The following is a 22,514-nucleotide window of genomic DNA, read 5'->3' as shown; positions in this document are numbered from 1 at the left end:
CGAGGGGCCGTGCTTGAGGCAGCCTTGCGTCTGGGTTGGCCGGTGTCAGTTCCGTTCCGCGACCGTGAGCCCGGGGCGGTGCCGGCGGCGACCGCGTGTTCGGCGCTCGGGAAGGTCACGATGATTTCCATACCGCCCTCGGGGCGTGGGTGGGCCGCGATGGTGGCTTCGTGCGCGGTGGCGATCGATTGCACGATCGAGAGCCCGAGGCCGAGGCCGCCGTCGTGGTGGGTTCGCTCGGCGTCCAGGCGCTGGAACGGCTGGAACAACCGGGAGACCTGGTCCCCTCGGACCACCGGACCGGTGTTCGTCACCGTCAGCACCGCGGCCCCGGCCACGGTCCCGGTCGACACCTCGAGTCGACCCGAGGCCATGTTGTACCGCAGCGCGTTGTCGACGAGGTTGCCCACGAGGCGTTCGATCAGGTGCGGGTCCCCGACGGTGCTGGCGTGGGTCAGCCGGGTGGTCAGCCGCAGTCCGCGCCGGGTTGTTTCGGTTTCCCGGGTGAGGAGAATCTCGCCGGTCAGGTTGGCCAGGTCGACGAGCTGCCGCCGGTCGAGCCCGCGCTCGCCGCGGGCGAGGGTCAGCAGCGCGTCGATCAGCCGCTCCTGTTGGTACGTCGCGTTGAGCACCCGTTCATGGGCGGTGCGCAGCGAGTCGACGGTGGCGTCTGGATCTGCCAGGGCGACCTGGACCACCGTGCGTTGCCGGGCGAGTGGGGTGCGCAGTTCGTGCGAGGCGTTGGCCACGAACCGGCGGTGGGACTGAAACGACGCGTCCAGTCGGGTGAGCAGGTCGTCGATGGTGTCGCCGAGTTCTTTCAATTCGTCGTCGGGGCCCCGCAGGGCGAGTCGCTGGTGAAGGTTGGTGGCGGAGATCTGGCGCGCCGAGGTGGTGATCGTGCGTACGGGGCGCAGAACCCTGCCGGCCACCAGCCAGCCGAGCCCCAGGGACACGCCGGACATGACGGCCAACGCGATCCCAGACCTGGTGAGAAACACGTGGTTTTGGGCCGCCAGCTGCTTCGTTCCCCGCTCCACGAGCTGTTCGTGCACGGCCTGTTTCTGTTGCGGAGTCAGGGAGCCGTTCGAGGGTGGGGTTAGCGGCCGGACGCCGCCATCCTGCCCGGGCACGAGGATGCTCCCGTCCTGGCCGACAACGGCGACGCCGTCCGGACTGTTCAGGACGATGCCGGCGTTCGCGTGCTTTACCAGGACATAGGTCGTGGCCAGCAACCCGGTGCCGCAGAGCAGGAAGAGTCCGCCGTAGAGCAGGGTCAGCCGGATCCGCACCGTGCGCCGCGGCAGATGCGGGCGAGGAATGCGCATGGTTACCTCAGATCCGGTAGCCGGACTTGGCCACGGTCTCGATGATCGGCGGATCACCAAGCTTGCCACGGAGACGGCTCATAGTGATCTTGACGGCATTGGTGAACGGGTCGGCGAATTCGTCCCACACCCGTTCCAGGAGCTCCTCGGCGGAGACCGTGCGGCCCTGCGCGGCGAGCAGCACCTCCAGCACCCCGAACTCCTTGGGCGTGAGCTCCACCTGCCGTTCCCCCCGATACGCGCGGCGGCGTGCCGTGTCGACGACCACGTCGCCGTGGCGGAGAACCGGAGGTACGGCGGGGTGGGCGCGCCGGGCGAGCGCGCCGATCCGGGCGACCAGCACGGGAAAGTCGAACGGCTTGGTCAGGTAGTCGTCGGCGCCCAACCCGAGCCCGTCGACCAGGTCGTCGTTCGACGCTGCGGCGGTGAGCATGAGGATGCGCCCACGTATACCGTCCGCAACCAACTGCTCGCAAAGAGTGTCGCCGTGGAGGCCGGGAAGATCCCGGTCGAGCACGATCACGTCGTAGTCGTTGTCGACCGCGCGGGCGAGGCCGGATCGGCCGTCCAGCGCGACATCGACGGTCATCCGTTCCCGGCGCAGCCCAACGGCGATCGCCTCGGCCATCTCCGCGTCGTCCTCGATCACCAGTACCCGCACCGCCGTGCCCCTCTCCGCGTTTCCTCAGCATCCCCCCGCCGTGGTTTCGGTGAGGTTTCGGTGTTGCGAGGCGGTTGCTGTCGACCGGCTCGTCGTTGGTTATGAAACCTTCCCGAAACCGCGTCACCGATAGACCTTTACGGGTCGCGCCGGGCGGTTCCGGCCGACACACCTGAGGAGTGAGTCCATGAGGACTAGACTAGGTCTGGCTGCGGTTATCCCCGCGTTGGTGCTCGCGGTGGCTGCCTGTGGCTCGCAGAAGGGCAGCGACATCCCGGCCGCGAATGGCGGGGGCGCGGGTGCGACGCCCACGGCGACGGCGAGCGTGTCCAGCGATGAGCGGGCGCTTAAGTTCGCCCAGTGCATGCGTGATCAGGGCATCGACATGTCCGATCCGGGCCCGGATGGCGAGGGCTTTCTCGGCGAGGGCGACGCGGTCAACAAGGACAAGGTGAAGGCCGCTACCGAGGCTTGCCGGCAGTACATGCCCGACGGTGGCGAACTGCGGCAGCCGAGCGCGGAGGAGGTCGAGCAACTGCGCAAGTTCGCGCAGTGCATGCGCGACAAGGGCATCGCCAGCTTCCCGGATCCGGCCGCGGACGGTCTCATGGACATCCGCAGCGCTGGCATTGACCCGGAGTCCGCCACCTACGAGGCGGCCGAGAAGGCGTGCAACGACCTGCGCCCGGACGGCCCGGGGTCGGGTTCATGAACGAGGGTACGGTCGGCGCCCGGCGGCGCCGTCGCCGGACGCGCATGGTGGTCGTGTCGGCGGTTGTCCTACTGACCGTCGGCGGCGCGACGGCGGCGGCGCTCGGGTTCGGCAGCGGCACGCCCGATACGTCGGCGGCCAGCACCATGCCCCCTGGTACGGCCAAGGTCACCCGGATGACGCTCACCGAGACCGCGGACGTCGACGGGACCCTCGGCTACGGGGTTGCGACGTCCGTCAACGGCCAGGGCGGTGGCCGGATCACCTGGCTGCCGACATCGGGATCCACAGTAAAGCGCGGTAAGACGGTGTACAAAGTGGACGAAGAGCCGGCGGTGCTGCTGTACGGTTCGGTCCCGATGTACCGGACCCTCACATCGGGCGTCACCGGCCGCGACGTCAAGCAGCTGGAGCAGAATCTCTCCGCCTTGGGCTACCGAGGCTTCACGGTGGACGACACGTACAGCTCCGCGACGGTCGCGGCGGTCAAGGACTGGCAGGACGATCTCGGCCTGACCGAGACCGGGGCGGTCACGGCGGAGGCGGTAGTCTACGCGCCCGGCGCGATCCGGGTCGCCGAGCGCAAGGCGGAGATCGGCGCACCGGCCGGCGGTCCGGTGCTGACGTACACCGGCACCACCCGCCAGGTGTCGGTCGACCTGGCGCTGGCCCAGCGCGGTCTGGCCAAGACGGGGGCGAAGGTGACGGTGAAGCTGCCGGATGGGTCCGCAGTGGCCGGTGCCGTGGCCACCGTCAGTCGGGTGGCCGAGACCCAGACGGGCAGCAGCGGCGGGTCGACGACCACCACGATCGAGGTCATCGTCTCCATCGCTGACCAGAAGAAGCTCGGCTCGCTGGACGAGAGTCCCGTCACGGTCACGTTCGTGGCCAGCCAGCACAAGGACGTCCTGACAGTGCCGATTCTCGCGTTGCTCGCGCTCGCCGAGGGCGGGTACGGCGTCCAGGTCGTCGAAGGCGGCACCACCCGGATCGTGGCCGTCGAGACCGGGATGTTCGCCGGGGGGCGGGTGGAGGTCAGCGGCGACGGGATCACCGAGGGCACCGTGGTGGGGGTGCCGAAGTGAGCCGGGCCGTGGTCGCGCTCGACGGGGCCAGCCGGGTCTACCCGGGCGGGGTGGCTGCGCTGCGCGGAGTGTCGCTGCGCATCGGGTACGGCGACCTGGTCGCGGTGGTCGGCCCGTCCGGTTCGGGCAAGTCCACCATGCTGAACCTGATGGGCACGCTGGACCGGCCGTCCGGCGGCACCGTGCGGGTCGACGGGTACGACGTGGCCGGGCTGTCCGACCGCGAGGTCTCGGCGCTGCGGGCGGCCCGGATCGGGTTCGTGTTCCAGCAGTTCCACCTGGCATCGGGGGTCAGCGTGCTGAACAACGTCGCCGACGGGCTGCTCTACGCGGGGGTGCCGGTACGCCAGCGCCGCCGCCGAGCCGGGACGGCGCTGGACCGGGTGGGTCTGGCGCACCGGCTGGACCACCTACCGCACGAGCTGTCCGGCGGCGAACGGCAACGGGTGGCGATCGCCCGGGCGGTCGTGGGTGAACCGGCGCTGCTGCTGGCCGACGAACCGACCGGAAACCTCGACACCGCCACCGGGGCCGCAGTGATGGCACTGCTCCGGGAACTCGCCGCCGCGGGTACCACCGTCGTGATCATCACGCACGACCGGGACATCGCCGCGCAGCTGCCGCGCCGGGTCGAGATGCGCGACGGCCAGATCGTCACCGACGCGCAGGTGCCGGCCCGATGAGCCTCGTGACGGATGAGCGGCCCGCTCTGCGGGCCCGGCGGCTGCGTCCCAGCGACGTGCTCCGCGTCGGCAGCGCGGGATTGCGTACCCGGTCGACGCGGGTGTTCCTGTCCGCCCTGGGCATCGCGATCGGCATCGCCGCCATGGTGGCGGTGGTGGGTATCTCCGCGTCCAGCCAGGCCGATCTGCGACGGACCCTGGACCGGCTGGGCACCAACCTGCTCACCGCCGGCCCCGGAAGAACGTTGTCCGGCGACGCGTCGTACCTACCCGACGAGGCGATCCCGATGATCAGCCGCATTTCGCCGGTGACGTCGGTCAGCGCGACGGGAGCTGTGACCAGCGCCAAGGTCTACCGCAACGACCGCGTCCCCACCGCACAGTCCGGCGGTCTGGCCGTGCTGGCGGCTCGCACCGACCTGCCCGCCACCGTCGGGGCCCGCGTGGCGGACGGCGCCTGGCTCAACGAGGCCACCGCCCGCTACCCGGGCGTCGTCCTGGGCAGCGTGGCGGCGCAGCGGTTAGGCATCGGCGCCGCAGGCTCCGACGTGCAGATCTGGCTCGGCGGACACTGGTTCACCGTCATGGGCATCCTCCACCCGGTGGAGCTGGCGCCGGAACTGGACTCGGCCGCGCTGATCGGCTGGCCGGTGGCGCAAGCCCTACTCGGATTCGACGGCCACGCCACCACCGTCTACACCCGCACCCGCGAGGACGCCGTGCAAGATGTCCGATCGGTGCTCGCGGCCACCGCCAACCCGCAGCATCCCAACGAGGTCCAGGTATCCCGACCCTCCGACGCGCTCGCCGCGAAGCAGGCCACCGACCAAGCATTCACCGGCCTGCTACTCGGCCTCGGCGCCGTCGCCCTACTCGTCGGTGGTGTCGGCGTGGCCAACACGATGGTGATTTCCGTTCTGGAACGCCGAGCGGAGATCGGTTTACGCCGTTCGCTCGGCGCGACGCGGGGACAGATCCGGCTCCAGTTCCTGGCCGAAGCGCTGCTGCTGTGCGCCCTCGGTGGCGCCGGCGGCGTCCTACTCGGCATCGCCGTCACCACCACCTACGCCCATACCCAGCACTGGCCAACCGTCGTCCCGGCCTGGGTCATGGCCGGAGGCTTCGCCGCCACCCTCGTCATCGGCGCCATCGCCGGCCTCTACCCCGCCGTCCGCGCATCCCGCCTAGCACCGACCGAAGCACTGGCCATCCCGTGACACGGCTAGGCCGTGTGTCGAAGTCGGTGCCAGGGCTTGAACTGCGTGAGGGTCTTCGCGTGTCGGTGGTCGAGATGTAGCGAGGTCTCCGGTAGGTGGTTCAGCGACCAAGCAGAACCTGAAACCGGAGACCTCGTGGACACCCTAGCGGTGACGAGGCGGTTCGACCTGACCGACGCCCAGTGGGCGGTGCTGGAGCCACTGCTGCCAGCGGCGAAGCGGCCAGGCCGACCGTCGCCTCGGACCCTCGTTCTTCTTCCGGACGGGACATCCCTTCCGGCGCGCGCCGCCGCGATTAGTTGCGGTGGTGACGGCGAACGGCGGCTCAACGACGCGGCAGGTGTTCGACTGAACCAATCGCTTGGTCTGCCAGGTCACTGGTGGCGGGCGTCCATTCGTCGATATCGTCGGGCCAGGGCGCGGGTCGGCCTTGGTCGTCCCAGAAGCCTGTCTCGATGTTGTCGGTGAACAGAGCGGCGTTGAGTGCGGCGCGTTGGCCGGAGGTGGGGAGGCCGCGTGTGTTCTTGGTGGTCATGTTCGGCTGCGGCGCGCGCACGCTGGCCTGAAATACAGGCACCGGCAGCCCGCCCCGCTCCCGAGGCCAGTGCGGCATCCTTTTGTCCCAGCAGCACAGAGGCGGGGAGGTCCTGCGGGTGGGCAACAGTGCGATCGAGTGGTTTGATCCGCAGCGGCTGGCAGACGCGCAACCGCGCGGGCCTGCGCCAGCGGGACCTGGCGGTCAGGCTGCTGGAGGCGAAGCTCGCCGCGGAGGGTGCCACGCCCGACAGCCTCACCCGCGATCAGTGGGCGCGGGCCGTGGAGACGGAGCGGATCCGGGTCATCAGCTACGAGCAGGGCACACCCCGGGTGATGGTGCTCGCTCGTCTGGCCACAGCGGTCGGCGTGGCCGACGTCTTTGACCTGCTCAGGGCGGACACCCCCGGACCCTGGTCACACTGCGCGCTCGACTGGGACTCACCCACACCGACGTCGCGTCGCACCTGCAGACCGTCGGCAGGGCGTACTACGCGCGGGTCGAGAACGGGCGGGCGCCGCTGCACGATGCGGACGACCGTCAGCGGCTGGCCGACCTGCTGCAGGTCGACCTCGCCGAGGTGACCCTCCTGCTCGGTGGTGGCGAGCCGAGCCAGTAACGGCGGCCGCTGCGGGCCCGGTCGCCGCCGGACTGTCCGCTGCCGGCTGGGATGTGCGGGTCGGCCGACGCGCCGGCACCTCGACCTGAGTGGGTCAGCCAACGTGGCACGGAGCGTGCCCGGTTCGGGTCCACCTCCCAGCCTGTCCGCTTGTTATGTTCGGTTCGCCCACATCGGTACCTTTCCGGCGTCGACGATCGCGGGTGTGGAAGCAGGTTCGGGGGCAGCGCTGCCACGGTCGCGGCGTTGTGCAGGCCGAGCGCGGTCCCGAGCACCATGCCGAGCACCTCGCCGATCGCGCAGCCGGTGGGCAGTGCAGCGTCGCCTGGGCCGCCATCGGCCAGGTGGTCGGTGTGCTGACGGCGGCCGTCTCGGGCCCGGCCCCCGGTGGTCGGCGTGATCCATGCCAGTCCTCCTCGTGGTGAGACGCGTGCCAGCACACCGGTAGGAGGTAAGGGTGTCCACGGGGGCCAGTAGCGTGCATATAATCGACGTCGCTCGATCAATGTCACGGGGTTGGAATGGAGCGCTCATGCGACCGAGTCGTTTCTGGTCCCGCGCCGCGATCGCCGCAGCCGTCACCGCTGTTGTCGCGTCGACCGGGGTGGTCACGACGGCGCTGACCGCGAACGCGGCCGCCGGCTGCCGGGTGACGTACCGGGTGTCGAGCCAGTGGCAGGGCGGCTTCAGCGCGAGCGTGGACATCACCAACCTCGGCGACCCGGTCAGCGCGTGGCGGCTGACCTGGTCGTTCACCGCGGGGCAGGCGGTCACGCAACTGTGGAACGGCTCGGTCACCCAGACCGCGGCGCAGGTGGCGGTCACCAACGCGGCCTGGAACGGCAGCATCTCCACCGGAGCGACGACGAACTTCGGGTTCGGTGCCACCTGGAACAACGCGTCCAACCCGGTTCCCACCGACTTCGCGCTCAACGGCGTCGCGTGCACGGGCAGCACGACGACCCCGAGCGCGTCGGCTTCCGCCAGCCCGTCGGTCTCCCCGAGCACGCCACCGACCGGCGTCCTGAACCAGGTCAACACGGTGGGCCGGGTCCGGGAGTCCGGCAACGCCGTGCAGTTCACCTGGCCCGGCACGTACTTCGAGGGGAGGTTCCGCGGCACCGGCGTCGGGCTGGTCCTGAACGACTCCAACAACGACTATTCGGTCCAGATCGACGGCGCGACCGTGGCCACCCTGGTGACGCCCGGGCAGACCACGTACTGGGTACGCGGACTGGCGAGCGGCGACCACACCGTACGGCTGGCCAAGCGCACGGAGAGCCCGTGGGCCGCGGGGGAGTTCGCCGGCCTCGTTGCCGACACCGGCGGCTCTATCCTGGCCAAGGCCACCCGGCGGACCCGGCAGATCGAGTTCATCGGTGACTCGTGGACCGCCGGCTACGGCGACATGTCCACCACCCGCGACTGCAACAGCAACGGCGGCGTCACCCGCAACTCCAACGCCGACGTGGCCTTCGGCGCGCTAACCGCAAAGGGCCTGAACGCGGACTACCAGACCATCGCGTGGTCCGGCCTGGGCATGGTACGCAACTACGGCGGCCAGAACACCGCGTACAACCTCCCGACCGGCTACTACGACAAGGATCTGCAGGCGCTGTACAACAGCACGGTGTGGCAGGTGCCGAGCACGTGGCGGCCGCAGGTCGTGGTGATCGGCCTGGGTAACAACGACTTCTCAACGGCGCTGACCTCCGGTGAGCGGTGGACGACCGTCGACGCGCTCGCCGCTGACTTCCGGACGGCCTACCAGACGTTCCTGACCAGGCTGCGGACCCGGTACGGCACCAGCACCCAAATCGTGCTCACCTACCCGGACCTGTCCTACATGACGACCGCCCTCGCCGATTCGGTCAAGCAGATCGTCAAGGCCCGCAACGACGCCGGGGACGCCCGGGTCTCGTCGCTGTACTACGACAACAACACCCTCGGTATGGACCTCCTGGGCTGCGACTGGCACCCGTCCCAGCGCGACCACCAGATCCTCGCCACAGCGCTGACCCAACACCTGGCGAACCTGCCGCTAACCTGGTGACCGCTGCCCGCTCGGACCTACACGCCCCGGCAGGGCCCGATGCGTAATGCCGACCCCGCGATCTATCCAGGAACCTACGTCACCTGCGTCTACGACCACAGCAAAGCGCTGTGCCAACGCACCGCCACCGGCCCTGACCTGGCCATGTGCCAACCGTTGCACTGCCGCAACGTCGCATTCTCCGCCGACAACACGGCCGCGTGGAACGCGGAGTTCGCACGACTCGACCGGCGGCTGGCCGCCAAACCGCCCCTGCCCCCGTTGCTGGCGCACCGGATGCAGAACCGCCGAGAGCAAATACAGCGACTCCTGGCCGAAGCAGACGCGGCCCGATGACCCGCCGCGTCAACCTGCCGACCGGCGAGCAGGTCCAACAAGCCGTAGCCGCTGTCGCCGAAACGTACCGGCCGCCGCCCCAGCGTCCTCGCCGTCGCCAAGCGCACCTCGGCCTGACCAACGGAACCTTCTGGCGCCACTTTCCAACACTCCGGGTTTGGGGCGATGTGCGGGGTGGCGGCCGGGATGCTCCTGCACCAGCCGGTCGCCGGACTTCTCACCGGCGTCGTGTGTGGCACCGTGGTGCACCTGTTGCCGGCATCTGGCCCGCGGCCGACCCCGTCAGGCCCTCCTGGCACCCTGCGCGCTAACCACATCCTCGCTCTGACCGTTGTCGCCCGGTACGCCGTCGCCGAAGCGGTGGTGTTCGCCGCCGCCGGCGGCATCTTCGCAGACGCCGCGGCTCGCTGGGCCATCGTCGGGTTCAGCTGTTTCACCGTCACCGCCCTCACCGGCGCCGAACGGGCCTGGCTGCGATTCCGAATCACCCAACTGGTGCTGGCTGCGCCCGCGAGGACCGCGATGCTGCCGCGCCGTCTCGCCGCATTCCTCATCGACGGCACCCGCCCTGAACGCGCCACCATCCGGGCCAACGGCACCGCATGGCAATTCCCGCCACGCCAGCATCCAAGACCACCTCACCCAACTCGTCCGCGCAGACCACCTACGCCGCAGCGCCGACGCCGGCGACGAGTACGCCGCCGAGCAGTCGGCGCGGTTGCTGCGCGAGCAGGGCCATCTCGACGATGCCGTCGCGGTGCTGCGCCGCAGCGCCGACGCCGGCTACAAGCCCGCCGCCGACCGGTCGGCCGAGTTCCTACGCGAGCAGGAGCCAGGACCGCAACGGGAGTAGCTGGCGTACGGCACCGTGAGGGATCTGCAACGCCGTCGGAAATGGCCACACTCTCAACCTCTATCTACCACCATGAAGGCGACAACTACCGCTAGCGATCGGCTGAGTACGCCGAGGCGAACGGTCATGCGCGTAGCGCCGTATCGGCAGCGCGGACCTGATGTAGCAGCGGCTGGCCCGCGACGAAGCGACCGACCTCGTCTACTACCAGCCGACCGACGCGGCGCCGCTCGAGTCCGATACTGCCGGCGATGTGTGGGGTGAGCACCACGTTGGGCAGCGTATAGAGCGGCGAGCCCGGTTCGGGTGGCTCGGGATGGGTCACGTCGAGGAGCGCGAATACGTCCTGACGCCGGTGCAGGACCCGGATCAGCGCGGGTTCATCCAGCACCGCACCGCGTGCGGTGTTGATGATTGTGGCACCCTCGGGCATCGAGGCGAGCAGTTCTTCGGTGATCAGTCCCGAGGTCTGTGGCAGAGACGGCGTGTGCACAGTGATCACGTCGGCGCGGTGAAACAGCTCGTCGATTCCCACGAGCTCGACGCCGAGAACGGCCGCACTCGCGGCGTCTACGTACGGGTCGGCGGCAAGCACATGAACGTCGAGTGTGGACAGCCGTTGGGCCACCAGGCGGCCGATCAGGCCGAGTGACAGTATGCCGACCGTCGAGCCGAACGTACCGGGTGCCGCCGGCTGGGATGGGAACCGGCCGAGCCGGCGTACCGCGCGTTCGAAGCGGTGGGCGTGCTTAAGCGCCAGCGTCACCTGCGCGAATGTGAACTCGGCGACTGGCACGGCGTTGGCGGCGGCGGCCGACACGATCTGGATGCCGGCGGCCCAGAACTCGTCGGTGACGATCGGCCGCACCGATCCACCGCCGTAGAAGACCGCACGGAGCCTGGTCGCGTGGGAGAGCAGAGTGCGGTCCAGGCGGGGGCCGCCCCAACCGGTGACGAGCAGCTCGACGTCGGCCAGTAGCGCCGGTCGCGTGCTGACCTGCTCAACCGTCGCGTCCGGGCCGGCCCAGCGGACCAGGCGGTCCAGGTGGGCACGTTCCTCCGGTCCGTATACGTCGTCGACCAGGTCGCGCGGCATGACCAGCAGGGCCGACGGACGGTGCGTCGCGTCGGCGAGCACCGGTGACGAGGCTCGGGGTGATGGGGACAACGCACAGCTCCTTCGTGATCGGCCACGCTGAGTGGGGAAGACCCGGAAGTACCGACGCGAGTCATCGCCGGCGTGCCGGCACCACGGTTTGGTGCGCCGCCGTATGTGTGAGCGGCGCACCAACCCTCGTGCTTTGCGCAGAAACAGCCGGCGATCGAGTCGAGCGCGACGGGGCAGCGGCTCACCCATCCGCAGCGGTCGCGCTGCCGGCAACGCCGCTACCCGCCAGCTCCGTCGTTGCGGTCCGGGCGGTTGCTGGCGCCGGGCGCGCTTGGCCGGAGGCGTTCCCGCTGGCAGGACTGAGCGACAGTGATGCTCTCGAAGGTGCTCTGCGTGGATGCGTAAAGCCCGATGCCGCCGCTGCGGACAACGGTGTCGCGAGCCTTCAGTACCTGAACGCCGTTCAACGTCACGGTGATGCGGTCGCCGTGAATCACGGCACCCAGTCGAACGGGGCCTGTCAACGGGTTGCTGATTGATGCCGTGCCCACCGTGACCGGACCCGACGCGTGAGCTTCGCGGATGATACTCGCGTACTGGGTTCCTTGGCTCGTCTTGCCAATGTGGATCCGGTACCCGTACGAGTCCGTGGTGTCTCGCAGCGAGATTCCCGCGTTACCGACGGATCCGTTGATCGTGACCGTGGTCTCCGCGACATAGTCGCACGCCTCGGAGAAGCGCGACGGCAGTGTCGAGTCGGCTAGGACGTGCGCCCTGCCACCGGCAGGAGGCGTGAGGTGCAACTGACCCGAGGCGACGGACACAGCCCCTGCTAGTGCTCGCCAATTGGCCTGATCGATCCCTTCCCTGATCACGATGTTGTCGAAGGTCGCGGCCCGCCGATGCGTGAAGGCGGCGGCACCACCCGTCGGCAGCTGTGAGTCGTCCGCGGAGATCGACGTGTCGCCGACTTTGGCGGTCAGATGCTTCCCGATCGCGGAAACGATCAGCTTGTGCGGGGTGTTGGCGCTGACGGGCAGTGCGGTCTCCGCGAGAATCGTGGTCGTCGCGTTGTATATCTTCACGAGCTGCAGCGTCGCCCCCGACGAGGAGTTGAGTACATCGGCCCGATAGTAGTTTCGGGAATCGTGGTAGCGGAACGCGAGACCGGTACGGGCCGTCGTCTGGCCGCGTACCCCAGGAACGATGTCCGCGGCCATAACCACGTCATCCGGTACATCTTGCAGCGCCGCGAACGACACAATGTCCGCGGTCGAGGTCTGTGCCAACTGCGTGTCCGGACCGGTGCCGGTTAGCGCCCAGGTGCCCTGCACCGGCGTCCAGTCGTCAAGGGATCCGTTGAAGTCGTAGACGGTGCGGTCCAGGCTGGCATCGGCGAACTCGTCGTTGAGCACGGGTGTCGGGGAAAACGACGCCTGGGCCGACACGGTGATGAGGTCGCCCGTGCGGGTGAACGCGGTCGGGGTGTCGTTCACCGTCACCGCGTTGACGTTGGGCGCGTTGATGGAGAGCGTGCCGGTGAACGGGTCTCCAAGCGAGATCTGGGCGGTCGCGCCTCGCAGTTCCACACTGACGTCGGAAACCGGCGCGGATGCGGCGATAACGGTGGCACCGTGGTCGACCAGCGACGACCCGCGGGTCAACGCGTACCGGGTAAGCCCGCCGCCCGAAGCACGCTCGAGGTAAGCGGTCTCGGCGTTGGTGGTGGCGGCCCCGAACGCCCTCGACGAGGGAGTCGCCTCCCGCGAAAGGTAGAAGCGTCCGGTCGCGTCCGGCAGGCCGATTTCCATCGCGGTCGCCACGGAGTGACCCACCCCGGGCATAACGATGCGCTTCGCCGTCACCGCGGGCGCCGCGCCGGCCTTGCCGGGAACCACCACCGTGTCCAGTCCCGTCGACCCGGTGGCGCGCCAGTCGTACGACAGGTAGTCGACGTCCGTGAGTACCTGATCGCCGACGCGCACGGCGCCGTCCTCGTGGACAGTGGGGGTGAGCGCAGCGCCGGCCGGGGCCACCGGGACGAGCTGCACGCCGGCAACCGGTGCGGCTCCGGGCACGGTGTCAAAGCCGACCGTGGCGGCCTTCGTATTCGGGTTGACGGTGACCGGATCACCAGGGAAGTGCCAGAGCTGCCGGTAATCGTGCGCGGCGGTGTCACCGGTGAGGTCGTCGGAGACGACCCAGTAGCCGGGCTTGACGAAGTAGACGGCGCGATCGTGCACGACCGGCCGGTAGCCCATCGTCGTACCGCGGTAGATGTCGAGGCCCGCGTTCGAGCGCCACAGCGACGTCGTGCGGGGGACGCCGGCGGTCTGCGGGAGTCCGTCGACCTCGATGGTGTTGTGCGCCTCGGTGGTGCGGCGCATCCAGTCGTTCGTCGCAGTCGCGCTGTAGTCCCCCACTCCGGAGTCGACGATCAGCGGACGCCCGTACGCCGCCATCACCAGGCTGAGGTCGTCCGGATGCCGATGCGAGGCGGTGTAGCTGGAATTCTGGTTGTTGATCAGCATGTACCGCGCGTCGGCGTCCCACCCGGAACGCTGTACCGCGAAGCTGATCGGAAACACCGTGGACGGCAGCGTCGGGGCGGTCCCCTCCGTTCGACCGGAGGCGACCCAGGTGAAATCGGGCCAGGAGTTGCGTGCACCGGTTCTGCCGATGGCGGCCGCACCCGCATCGGCGTTCGGCGAGTCGCCCACCATCGCGACCTCAAGATTCGGCTGACGGGTCGCGAACAGCGCATCCGCGATCCAGTCCGCCGCCTGGGCGATCGAATCAGGAAGAGTCCGCCCGTTGGCATCCGCTAGTCTGATGACGGTGTTGAGCAGATCCGCCACGTATGCCTGATAGTTGAACGCCGGCTCGCGGTACACACCGTCGCCTTTCACGTGCGCGCGCAGGAACCGCTCCAACGAGCGCACCGCGAACCACTCCCGGCCGGGCGATGCCGAGAACTCGGGCAGAAATACGGCTGCCGCGTAGACCGCGCGGGCCATGGACACGTACCAGTTGTTCCCGACATGTATCTGCATCACGCCAGTGAGGAACTTCATCGTGGCGTGCACGCCGGACAGGTACGCCACGAGATCACTCGCGTCGATGCCCGGGTCGGTCCGGAACACTGAAAACGCACTGACCAGCTGTGAAAGCCGTTTGGCAGCCGACAGGTTGCGGCCCTGTGGCCAGCTCTGATTGTCGGCGAAGAAGTCGAGCGAGATGTCCATCCACGCCGCCGCGTACGCCGCACGCTTTACCGGGTCACTCTCGTACGCGTAAGCGCTGATCAGTCTGGGCATGAACGCGAGGTCACTCATCAAAGTCTGCGCGCCGCCCGGGGTGGTCTGCGTCCCACCCCAGGCGTCCTGCCAGTCGACGTCGATCCGCTGCTCGGCGTCGTTGTAGAAGTCGCGGGTCTCGGCGCCGAACCGGAAGATCCCCGCCGCGAGCTCATCGGCGCTCGCGTCGCCGCCGCCCGCGTCCGCGCTCGGATCCAGGTACCGAACGTCGGTGCGGCCCGCGTAGAACACTTTGAGCTCGCCCGCGGCGCCCGCTTCATCACCGGCGGCGAGCTTTGCCGCCACCGCGGCGAGTTCCGGACGCGTCAGGTCGAGCAGTTCGCCGAGATCCGACATGTCGGCCGCGGCGGCCCTGCCCGGCGACAGGACCGTCGCCGCCAGAGCCAGCACGAGCGCCGCAGCGGCACCCGCACGGGTCCGGCGATTCGTGTACCAGGGAAAATAGCTTCGTCTCACTATGGTCTTCTCCCTTACCCGTGAGAGTGTTAGCTGAGTCCTCCGACCGCGCCCGGGAGCGCCGAAAACAGTCCGCGGAGTTCGCGGCCCGGCTGGTGTTGCTCAACCCGGGTGGGTGCACGGCACGGCTCGGCGGCCGAACCGAACGGGTACGCCGGACCGGCCGCCGTGTCCGGCTCGTCAGCGACCCGCCTGCTCCTCGTACTCCGCCTTGATTTTGTTGCCCACCCGGTCCATGAACTGCTTGATGGCTGGCTGCCACGCCGAGACGGGTTTGTTGCCCAGCTGGATCTCCAGCAGGACCGAGTCCAGTTCCTGCTGCTCGCTGGCCGCCTTGCTGGCGGCGGTCTCCGAGTACAGCCCGAGGGTCGGGTCCGGGACGGCGAGCGGGACGCCGGCGACCTGGTGGTCGTACTGGTCCTGCACGGCCTGGCGGTTGCCGGGCTCGTAGATGACGGGCGATGCCTCGGCGAGGTACCGCACGGGCAGGAATGTCTGGCTGCGCCCGCCCTCGGTGAGGGTCGGGTCGGAGCCGTTGCGGTTGAACGTCTGGCCCTCGACGCCGTACCGCAGGGCCATGTACTCGCTGCTGCCGAAGGGTGAGCACAACCAGTTGAGGACCTTGAGGATCTGCTTGATCCGGTCGGCGTCGTCGGTCTTGGCGATGGCGGTGAAGCTGGACAGCGTCGGACCGGGCGTGCGTACCTGCGTCCCCGTGCCGTCCCGGGTGGGCGAGAGCATGCCGGTCAGGCGGAAGCCGGGCACGTCTTTGGCCTGGCCGTAGAACTTGCCCCACCCGGCGTACAGGCCGATGGTGAACGAGGTCGTGCCGGCCAGCATCCACTGGTTGCGCTTGGTGTTGGGCGCGCCCGCGTGATCGGGATGTATCACCCCGGACTTCACCAGCTCGACGGTGTCCTGGAGGGCCTGCGTGAACTGCGGTGTGGTCCCGGCGTGGGTGAAGACGCCGTCCTTGGCCTGCCAGGCGCCGGCGCCGCCGGGCCAGTTTCCGGTGATCCCGTTCATCTCCAGGATCGTGTTGAACGGGATCTGCCCGAACGCCCACCGGCCGGCCCGCTCGTCGGTCAACGCGGCCGCCATCTGCTTGAACTCGTCCCACGACGTCGGTTGGAGGCTGAGTCCGGCCTTGGCAAGCAGGTCGGCCCTGGTGTATAGCACGGTGCCGATCCGTGCCCGCGGCACCGGGATGCCCCAGATCCGTTGGTCGTAGACGGTGCCGCGCCAGGCATCGGTGGGCAGGCCGGCGAGGTTCGGGTAGGCAAGGACCGCGTCCCCGGACAGGTACTCGGTCAGGTCGGTGAATGTCGCCTTCAGCATGGCCGGCATCTGTTGGACGACGCCCTGGATAGCCACCATGTCCGGCAGATCGCCACCGGCGATGGTGGTGGCGACCTTGCTCTTGTAGTCCGCCGACGCGACGTACGTCATCTTCAGCTCGGTGCCGAGTTTGTCGTTGAGGTTCTGCCAGTAGGGGTTCGAGCCGAGCGCGGGGGCGATCGGGTCGTACGTGTACGTCAGCGCCGTGACGGCCTCGCCCTGCACCGGCTGCGACGCGGCGCTGGGGGCGGTCGGGTATGTGAAGTATCCCGGCGACACCCCGGCCGGCTCGGCCGCCAGGTCGGGCGTGGCCGCGGTGACGGGCTTGTAGGTGGGCAGCTTGACCGGCCCGGTCGAGCCGTTCGACGAGCTCGACCCGCCGTCGCCGCACGCCCCGAGCAGCGGGCCGAGCCCCGCTGCCGCGCCGAGTGCCAGGACCCGACGGCGGCTAAGGGTAGGTGCCATGACGTCTCCTTCCACATTGTGTGGACGACCGGTCAGCCCTTGACGGCGCCGACCATCAGTCCCTTGGCGAAGTGCTTTTGGATGAACGGGTAGACGAGCAGGATGGGCAGGACGGAGATGACAAGAATCGCCATCTGGACCGAGATTTGCGGTGGCAGATTCTCCAGGTTGGAGCTGAGCTGGTCGGACCCGATCGGGGTGTCGTTGACGACGTAGGTGCGCAGCACCAGTTGCAGCGGCCACTTTTCCGGCGACTGTAGGTACAACATGGCGGAGAAGAACGCGTTCCAGTACGCCACCGCGTAGAACAGTCCGATCACGGAGACGACCGCCTTCGACAGCGGCAGCACGATCCGCAGCAGGATGCGCACCTCCCCGGCACCGTCCATAAAGGCGCTTTCCAACAGCTCGCCGGGGATTTCCAGGAAGAACGCGCGCATGACGATGACGTTGAACGCGTTCACCAGCACCGGCAGGATCAGTGCCAGGTAGTTGTCCAGTAGGCCCAGCTGCTTGACCGTGAGGTACATCGGGATGATGCCCGGGTTGAACAGCAAAGTGAACACCGTCATCAGTAGGATCGGCTTGTGCAGCAACGAACCTGGCCGCGACAGCGCGTACGCCAGAGCGATCGTGGCGACGAGGCTGAGTGCCGTGCCGACCGCGGTGATGCCGGCGCTCACCATCAGGGCACGGGTGACGATTCCGCCGGAGAGGACGGCCCGGTAGGCGTCCAGCGTCGGTTCGCGCGTCCACAGCACGAAGCCGCCCGCCCTGCTGATCTCCTCCGGTGAGGCGATGCTGGTCATCAGCACGGCCCAGAACGGAACCACCACCGCCAGGCAGCCAAGGCCGAGCACGAGTCCCCGCGCACCGATCCCCAGCCTGCTGGGCTCGCCCATCCAGGCCGGGCGCTGGCCACGGCCCGAGCGTGGCCGCCGCGGCCGCGCGCCGCTGGCGGGGCGCGCCACGGACACCGCAGGCGACACAGGTTCGCTCGTCACTTGGTGTACACCCCCTGCTCGCCCAGCGCGTGGGCCGCCCGGTTCGCGCCGAGCACGAGCGCGACACCGACAATGCCTTTGATCAGCCCCACGGCGGCCGCGGTGCCCCAGTCCCCGCCGACGATCCCGTGGTTGTAAACGTATGTGTCGAGCACCTCGCTGGCACCGGCACCGACCTGGGCCTGCTGGAGGATGATCTGCTCGAACCCGACGGACAGCGAGTCACCGAGCCGCAGGATCAGCAGCAGGACGATCACCGGGCGGATGGACGGCAGGGTCACGTGCCACAGGCGGCGAACCGCCGAGGCGCCGTCCACCACCGCGGCTTCCATCTGCGCCGGATCCACTCTGGACAGTGCGGCGAGGAAGATGATCGTCGACCAGCCGGTGTCCTTCCAGATCACCTGTGATGTGATCATGAGCTTGAACAACTCGGGCACGCCGACGATGTGGAATGTCGACAGGTCGGCCGAGCGCAGCCAGCCGTTGAGCATCCCGCCGTTGCCGAACATCTGCTGGAACAGGGCGACCACGATCACCCAGGACAGGAAGTGCGGCATGTAGAGGATCGACTGGGTGAGGCGTTTGAGTCGTTCGCTGATCGTCGCGTTCAGGATCAACGCGAGGCAGATCGGCAGCGGGAACACGAAGACGACCTGGATCAGCGTGATGATCAGCGTGTTGACGAGCGCGTTGAGGAACACCGGGTCGCCGGTAAGCACGGGCTCGAAGTTGTCCAGCCCGACGTACGGGCTGTGCCAGATTCCCAGGAACGGCTGGAAGTCCTGGAACGCGATGATGTTCCCGCCAAGCGGCAGATAGTGGAACAGCAGCAGCGCCGTGACCCCGGGAAGCGCGAGCAGCAGCAGGACCCGGTCGCGCCGCCAACGGTTGCGCAGGCTATGCATCGTCGCTCCCCACCGAGGTACCCAAGCCGATGGGTTGGCCCGCGACGCAGGCCCGCACCGCCGCCCGCAGCGCGTCGTCGGCGTTCGCCGCGACCCTCCTGCTCCGGGCAACCGCGGGCGCCGGATCGGTGGCGATGTCGGTGACCGCCGCGACCACCGTCGCCGCGGCGCGATGGTCGAGCTCGATCACCAGGTCCGGGGCGCCGAGGTCGGCGAACATCTGGGACTTGGTCGTCTCGGTCGGCTGTCGAAGGTAGATGGTCGGGATCGCGTGCCGTGCGGCCAGGATCGGCGAATGGCACTCCATGCTGACCACCAGCGACGAGACGGCGTAGACGCCGGTCGCCTCCTCCAGCGGCCAGTACCGGTCCAGGAGCCGGACCTGCCCGAGCGTCTGTGGACTGATCAGGCTGGGAAGGTGCTCGTGCGCGAGCTCGACGGCGTAGCTCATCTCGGGCACCACGATGGCCGGCAGGCCGGTGACGCGTACCCAGGTCTCGATCGCCGCCGCCAGCACTGCCAGGTCGTGCGTCACGGTTGCCCGGTTGACCGCGTCGCGCCGCATCTGCTCGCGGGTCGGATCCGTGCCGTAGATCTTCGCGTAGGGGGCGTAGCGCAGCCGCGGGACGAAGCAGGCGAACCGACCAGGCTCCAGGCCGAAACCCTCCAGCAGGCGGGCGGCCGCGACGGCGTCGGTGTGGTCGAACGCGAACGTGCCATCCGGCCCGAAGGCGAGGTCGGGCCTGGTTATCTTCTGGCTGCGCAGGGTCGCGAGGGTCAACGTTTCGCGGCAGTAGACGAAGTCGGCGCCGTCGAGGCGGTCCTTGACGTCGTCGTCAAGGTAGGACGGTGGGAGCAGATCGACCATCTGGGCCAGCTCCGGCAACGTCGCCACGGTCGGTGGGCACAGCGGATCCACGGTGACCCCGAAGTACCCGTACGGGCGGCCCACGTGCCGGCGCCACCAGTCGATCTCGGTGCTCTGGAAGGCGTCGGCACCCGATCCGTGCATCAGGACGTCCGCGCCGTCGATGGCGGCGGCCAACTCCGGGGTGCTCGGCCCGTCGCCGCCGAGAGTGCCGTCAACGACGCGCAGATCGGGCAACGCGTGTCGCAGCATGGATCGCTCGCGCTCCTCCAGCCGCACCGGCCAGAGGATGACCTCGACCTCCGGGGCGAACCGCTGGAACGCCCGCACGACACCAGGGGAGTGAGCCACGTCGCCGATGTTCACCGTCGCCCAGGACGACCGCAGGAGGACGGTGTGACGGGTCGATGTCATGCATGCTCCTTCGGTGACGTATCGTTAATTCAACGTAGAGCTTGGTTAGACGTTACGTCAAGATCCGAGGAGGCTTGCAACGTGGCAACGCAACGTGACGTCGCACGAGCTGCTGGGGTGTCGCTCGCGGTGGTGTCGGCGGTGGTCAACGGCACGAGCCACACCCGGATGAGGGAATCCACCCGCACCCGGGTGCTCCGGGCGATGCAGCAACTGGGCTACCAGCCGAACCATGCGGCGCGCTCGCTTCGACTCAACCACACCGGCATGATCGCGATGATCCTCAACAAGCTCGACAACCCGGTCTACGGACCCCTGCGGCAAGGCGTCTACGAGGCGGCGGCGGAGCACGGCGCGACGGTCCTGCTGGGCGATGCCGAGACGATGCGCTCCGGCAGCCAGTTCCTGACCCGACTACTCAGCCAGGGCACGGTCGACGGCATCCTGATCCGCGGCGAAGGGCTGCTGGACGACGACGTAATGGCCGAACTCCGCTCCCACCCCAAGCCGATCCTCATCCTGGAACACGCACCTGACCATCCCTGGATCGACATCGACGATCGCCGCGCAGGCGAGATCGCGACCCGGTTCCTGGTCAACCTCCGCCACCGCCACATCGTCTTCATCGGGGGATCGGGATACATCTCCCAGCAGCGCTACCTGGGCTACCAGCAGGCGATGGACTCCGCTGGACTGGCACCGGCCCCACACCTGGCCACCGGGTTCGGCGAGCAGGCCGGCGTCGACGGGCTCCGGCAGGCCATGCAGGCGGCAACCGCACCCACCGCCATCGTCGTCAACAACATCATGAGCGCGGTCGGGGTCCTGGCCGCCGCACACGACCTCGGCATCGCCATCCCCGACCAGCTGTCGGTGATCGGCATCCACGACGTCGACCTGATGCAACACCTGCGCCCGGCCGTGACCGCGGTCCGGATGCCCATGTACCAACTCGGCTGGGCCGGCGTCGAGGCGCTTTACGACCTGATCGCAGGACGGCCGGGCGCGGGCGGTGTCATCACCGACCCCGAACCCGAACTGGTAATCCGAGACTCAGCGACCGCTCTGAACCCGCCGGGCATCTGACCCTCGCTGCCGTTGGTGCGCATCACATCGCAGCGGCGATCCTGCTGGTCGGCAGGCTGTGACCTGGTGCACCGGGAAGCCTGGTCGGCTCACCACCGCTCGTCGCGGGATACGCCAACGCCCATGGTGTCAAGCGCGGATCGGCGCCGAACCCGCGCAGCGCGTCGGCGCACGGTCACTGCGCCGCAGCCGCCCGGTCAAGTCTGAGGTGCTCGCAGGGCAGCTCGTCACCGGACGGGAGGCTGGGTGATGCCGTCGCCGTGGCGCCGTTTGTTCTGTGGGTTGGTCACTGTCGCCTCTGGCGGGCGGCCCGTTCCGAGCTGAAGATCGGTGTTGGTCGCTGCGGGTGCCGAAAATTCCGTCCGCGCTGGTCAAGCGCGTTTTGGTATTCGTGGAGGAGGCCGTCGAGTCGATCGTGTCGTTGGACGTTCAGGTGTGTCAGCGCGGCGGGATCGGTGACCGGTTCGGGCAGCGGACGCAGCGGTCGGGCGTTCGCGATGCCGCGATGCGGCCGATGCCGGTTGTGGTGGCGTTCGTACTCGCGGAGTGCGTGTAACAGGTGTGTCTGGTTCCAGATCAGGGTCCGGTCGAGCAGTTCGTGGCGGCAGGCTTGGATCCAACGTTCCATCATCGAGTTCATACGTGGTATCCGTACCCCGCTGAGCACGACGCTGATTGCCGCGTCGGCGAGGATCGCGTCGAACATGGCCGGGTACTTGCCGTCTCGGTCCCGGATGAGGTATCTCACTCGGGATCCGGCGTCCTCAAGGTCCATCACCAGGTCCGGGCCGCCTGGGCCACCCAGTCGGCGGTCGGATGAGCGGTGGCGCCCAGGATCCGGACCCGGCGGGTGGCGTGGTCGATGACCGCGAGACCGTACAGCCTGGCCCCGGTCAACGTCGTCGTCTCGAAGAAGTCGGCAGCGATGATGGCCCGCGCCTGCGAACGCAGGAACGTCGCCCAGGTGGTGGCGGTGCGCTGGGGCGCTGGGTCGATGCCGGATCATCCTGTTGGTCAGCAGTGGGCACGCCAACGCGATCGAGGTTGCTGTGCTGCGGCATCAGGTCGCCGTGTTACGGCGGCAGGTACGCCGGCTGGGGTGAAGGTCAGGGCTTTTTCGACTGCGGCGTGGCAGAGCGCGCCGCGCCGGCTCGGCGATCGTCCGCATGACATGACGAGCCTCGGCGCGTCGGGCCTTGTCTGGACACAGGAGTGCGACGGCGATGGCCAGGGCGCGAGCGGATGCGTCGATAAGGGCTGGCAGCCTCATGATGACCAGCAACAGGAGAAGCCAACTCGAATTCACTGCGGCTCACCCGATCTTTGCGAGCCGCCCTGCGGCAGGGTGCGGTCCAGCCAGGCAGGCGACGCGCCAACATCGACGAGCGCGCGGCGATGGCGTGTTGTGTCGGCGACCCAGTGCTGGAAACGTAGGTCAACGGAACCGGCAAGGCCTGGCGCTCGCATC

General features: G+C 68.7%; 20 protein-coding genes and 1 pseudogene. 9 read left to right on the top strand and 12 right to left on the bottom strand.

Annotated elements, in window-relative coordinates:
- Positions 1-1,328: HAMP domain-containing sensor histidine kinase (locus AAH979_RS38035; protein WP_346262983.1), on the bottom strand; the 1,328-nt coding region annotated here is incomplete at its 3' end.
- A gap of 7 nt (positions 1,329-1,335) precedes the next feature.
- Positions 1,336-1,989, bottom strand: a complete 654-nt coding sequence (locus AAH979_RS38030; RefSeq protein ID WP_346262982.1) for a response regulator transcription factor — start codon at positions 1,987-1,989, stop codon at positions 1,336-1,338.
- A 187-nt stretch (positions 1,990-2,176) separates the two neighbouring features.
- On the opposite strand from AAH979_RS38030, the gene AAH979_RS38025 reads away from it, so the two are divergent.
- From AAH979_RS38025 to AAH979_RS38005, 5 genes and pseudogenes are all read left to right on the top strand, one after another.
- Positions 2,177-2,701, top strand: a complete 525-nt coding sequence (locus AAH979_RS38025; RefSeq protein WP_346262981.1) for a hypothetical protein — start codon at positions 2,177-2,179, stop codon at positions 2,699-2,701.
- A complete protein-coding gene (locus tag AAH979_RS38020; RefSeq protein ID WP_346262980.1) occupies positions 2,698-3,786 on the top strand; it encodes a peptidoglycan-binding protein in 1,089 nt (362 codons plus the stop codon). The genes AAH979_RS38025 and AAH979_RS38020 overlap by 4 nt, the downstream gene beginning before the upstream one ends.
- Positions 3,783-4,469 (top strand): ABC transporter ATP-binding protein, encoded by a 687-nt coding sequence (locus AAH979_RS38015; protein WP_346262979.1) that lies wholly within the window; start codon positions 3,783-3,785, stop codon positions 4,467-4,469. The genes AAH979_RS38020 and AAH979_RS38015 overlap by 4 nt, the downstream gene beginning before the upstream one ends.
- The gene (locus tag AAH979_RS38010) at positions 4,466-5,686 is read left to right on the top strand and encodes an FtsX-like permease family protein (RefSeq protein ID WP_346262978.1); all 1,221 of its coding nucleotides are present in this window, start codon (positions 4,466-4,468) and stop codon (positions 5,684-5,686) included. Before AAH979_RS38015 ends, AAH979_RS38010 begins: the two co-directional genes overlap by 4 nt.
- Before the next feature lie 135 nt (positions 5,687-5,821).
- A pseudogene (locus tag AAH979_RS38005) lies at positions 5,822-5,920 on the top strand (IS5/IS1182 family transposase); the annotation flags it as partial.
- A gap of 91 nt (positions 5,921-6,011) precedes the next feature.
- Here the strand turns inward: AAH979_RS38005 and AAH979_RS38000 are convergent.
- Positions 6,012-6,221 (bottom strand): hypothetical protein, encoded by a 210-nt coding sequence (locus AAH979_RS38000; protein ID WP_346262984.1) that lies wholly within the window; start codon positions 6,219-6,221, stop codon positions 6,012-6,014.
- 1,151 nt (positions 6,222-7,372) lie between these two features.
- Between AAH979_RS38000 and AAH979_RS37995 the strand changes: the two genes are divergently transcribed.
- Both AAH979_RS37995 and AAH979_RS37990 read left to right on the top strand, forming a co-directional pair.
- Positions 7,373-8,893 (top strand): cellulose binding domain-containing protein, encoded by a 1,521-nt coding sequence (locus AAH979_RS37995; protein WP_346262977.1) that lies wholly within the window; start codon positions 7,373-7,375, stop codon positions 8,891-8,893.
- Positions 8,894-8,932: 39 nt separating this feature from the next.
- Positions 8,933-9,229: a hypothetical protein gene (locus AAH979_RS37990; RefSeq protein ID WP_346262976.1), complete on the top strand. Its 297-nt coding sequence runs from the start codon at positions 8,933-8,935 to the stop codon at positions 9,227-9,229.
- A 282-nt stretch (positions 9,230-9,511) separates the two neighbouring features.
- Here AAH979_RS37990 and AAH979_RS37985 read toward each other — a convergent pair whose 3' ends face one another.
- Positions 9,512-9,856 (bottom strand): hypothetical protein, encoded by a 345-nt coding sequence (locus AAH979_RS37985; protein WP_346262975.1) that lies wholly within the window; start codon positions 9,854-9,856, stop codon positions 9,512-9,514.
- Positions 9,857-9,947: 91 nt separating this feature from the next.
- Between AAH979_RS37985 and AAH979_RS37980 the strand changes: the two genes are divergently transcribed.
- Complete coding sequence (locus AAH979_RS37980; RefSeq protein ID WP_346262974.1) at positions 9,948-10,082, top strand: hypothetical protein; 135 nt, start codon at positions 9,948-9,950, stop codon at positions 10,080-10,082.
- A 124-nt stretch (positions 10,083-10,206) separates the two neighbouring features.
- On the opposite strand, the gene AAH979_RS37975 is transcribed toward AAH979_RS37980, so the two are convergent.
- The 6 genes from AAH979_RS37975 to AAH979_RS37950 all read right to left on the bottom strand — a co-directional run bounded on the left by AAH979_RS37975 (position 10,207) and on the right by AAH979_RS37950 (position 19,960).
- Complete coding sequence (locus tag AAH979_RS37975) at positions 10,207-11,220, bottom strand: hydroxyacid dehydrogenase (protein ID WP_346262973.1); 1,014 nt, start codon at positions 11,218-11,220, stop codon at positions 10,207-10,209.
- Between the two features lie 248 nt (positions 11,221-11,468).
- Positions 11,469-14,963 carry an alginate lyase family protein gene (locus AAH979_RS37970; protein ID WP_346262972.1) on the bottom strand — a complete coding sequence of 1,165 codons (3,495 nt, stop codon included), beginning with the start codon at positions 14,961-14,963 and terminating at the stop codon, positions 11,469-11,471.
- A 180-nt stretch (positions 14,964-15,143) separates the two neighbouring features.
- Positions 15,144-16,766: an extracellular solute-binding protein gene (locus AAH979_RS37965; protein ID WP_346262971.1), complete on the bottom strand. Its 1,623-nt coding sequence runs from the start codon at positions 16,764-16,766 to the stop codon at positions 15,144-15,146.
- A gap of 32 nt (positions 16,767-16,798) precedes the next feature.
- The gene (locus tag AAH979_RS37960) at positions 16,799-17,770 is read right to left on the bottom strand and encodes a carbohydrate ABC transporter permease (RefSeq protein WP_346262970.1); all 972 of its coding nucleotides are present in this window, start codon (positions 17,768-17,770) and stop codon (positions 16,799-16,801) included.
- Positions 17,767-18,678, bottom strand: a complete 912-nt coding sequence (locus AAH979_RS37955) for an ABC transporter permease subunit (protein ID WP_346262969.1) — start codon at positions 18,676-18,678, stop codon at positions 17,767-17,769. The genes AAH979_RS37960 and AAH979_RS37955 overlap by 4 nt, the downstream gene beginning before the upstream one ends.
- The gene (locus tag AAH979_RS37950) at positions 18,671-19,960 is read right to left on the bottom strand and encodes a polysaccharide pyruvyl transferase family protein (protein WP_346262968.1); all 1,290 of its coding nucleotides are present in this window, start codon (positions 19,958-19,960) and stop codon (positions 18,671-18,673) included. Before AAH979_RS37950 ends, AAH979_RS37955 begins: the two co-directional genes overlap by 8 nt.
- Between AAH979_RS37950 and AAH979_RS37945 the strand changes: the two genes are divergently transcribed.
- Entirely contained in the window at positions 19,943-21,046 is a 1,104-nt protein-coding gene (locus AAH979_RS37945; RefSeq protein ID WP_346262967.1) for a LacI family DNA-binding transcriptional regulator, read from the top strand. The two genes, AAH979_RS37950 and AAH979_RS37945, sit on opposite strands and share 18 nt — an antisense overlap.
- 286 nt (positions 21,047-21,332) lie before the next feature.
- On the opposite strand, the gene AAH979_RS37940 is transcribed toward AAH979_RS37945, so the two are convergent.
- Both AAH979_RS37940 and AAH979_RS37935 read right to left on the bottom strand, forming a co-directional pair.
- Complete coding sequence (locus AAH979_RS37940; protein WP_346262966.1) at positions 21,333-21,752, bottom strand: integrase core domain-containing protein; 420 nt, start codon at positions 21,750-21,752, stop codon at positions 21,333-21,335.
- 68 nt (positions 21,753-21,820) lie between these two features.
- Positions 21,821-21,943: a hypothetical protein gene (locus AAH979_RS37935; RefSeq protein ID WP_346262965.1), complete on the bottom strand. Its 123-nt coding sequence runs from the start codon at positions 21,941-21,943 to the stop codon at positions 21,821-21,823.
- Between the last annotated feature and the right edge of the window lie 571 nt (positions 21,944-22,514).

Origin of the sequence: Plantactinospora sp. ZYX-F-223 (genome assembly GCF_039649625.1) — a bacterium.
Lineage (GTDB): Bacteria > Actinomycetota > Actinomycetes > Mycobacteriales > Micromonosporaceae > Plantactinospora.
This window is presented reverse-complemented; position numbering and strand designations above follow the sequence as displayed.

What these genes read in the sequence shown, in the direction of transcription:
- AAH979_RS38025 (WP_346262981.1), top strand. Translation starts at nt 2,177, where the DNA reads ATGAGGACTAGACTAGGTCTGGCTGCGGTTATCCCCGCGTTGGTGCTC.
- AAH979_RS38020 (WP_346262980.1), top strand. Translation starts at nt 2,698, where the DNA reads ATGAACGAGGGTACGGTCGGCGCCCGGCGGCGCCGTCGCCGGACGCGC.
- AAH979_RS38010 (WP_346262978.1), top strand. Translation starts at nt 4,466, where the DNA reads ATGAGCCTCGTGACGGATGAGCGGCCCGCTCTGCGGGCCCGGCGGCTG.
- AAH979_RS38000 (WP_346262984.1), bottom strand. Translation starts at nt 6,221, where the DNA reads ATGACCACCAAGAACACACGCGGCCTCCCCACCTCCGGCCAACGCGCC.
- AAH979_RS37995 (WP_346262977.1), top strand. Translation starts at nt 7,373, where the DNA reads ATGCGACCGAGTCGTTTCTGGTCCCGCGCCGCGATCGCCGCAGCCGTC.
- AAH979_RS37990 (WP_346262976.1), top strand. Translation starts at nt 8,933, where the DNA reads ATGCGTAATGCCGACCCCGCGATCTATCCAGGAACCTACGTCACCTGC.
- AAH979_RS37985 (WP_346262975.1), bottom strand. Translation starts at nt 9,856, where the DNA reads ATGCTGGCGTGGCGGGAATTGCCATGCGGTGCCGTTGGCCCGGATGGT.
- AAH979_RS37965 (WP_346262971.1), bottom strand. Translation starts at nt 16,766, where the DNA reads ATGGCACCTACCCTTAGCCGCCGTCGGGTCCTGGCACTCGGCGCGGCA.
- AAH979_RS37955 (WP_346262969.1), bottom strand. Translation starts at nt 18,678, where the DNA reads ATGCATAGCCTGCGCAACCGTTGGCGGCGCGACCGGGTCCTGCTGCTG.
- AAH979_RS37950 (WP_346262968.1), bottom strand. Translation starts at nt 19,960, where the DNA reads ATGACATCGACCCGTCACACCGTCCTCCTGCGGTCGTCCTGGGCGACG.
- AAH979_RS37940 (WP_346262966.1), bottom strand. Translation starts at nt 21,752, where the DNA reads ATGTTCGACGCGATCCTCGCCGACGCGGCAATCAGCGTCGTGCTCAGC.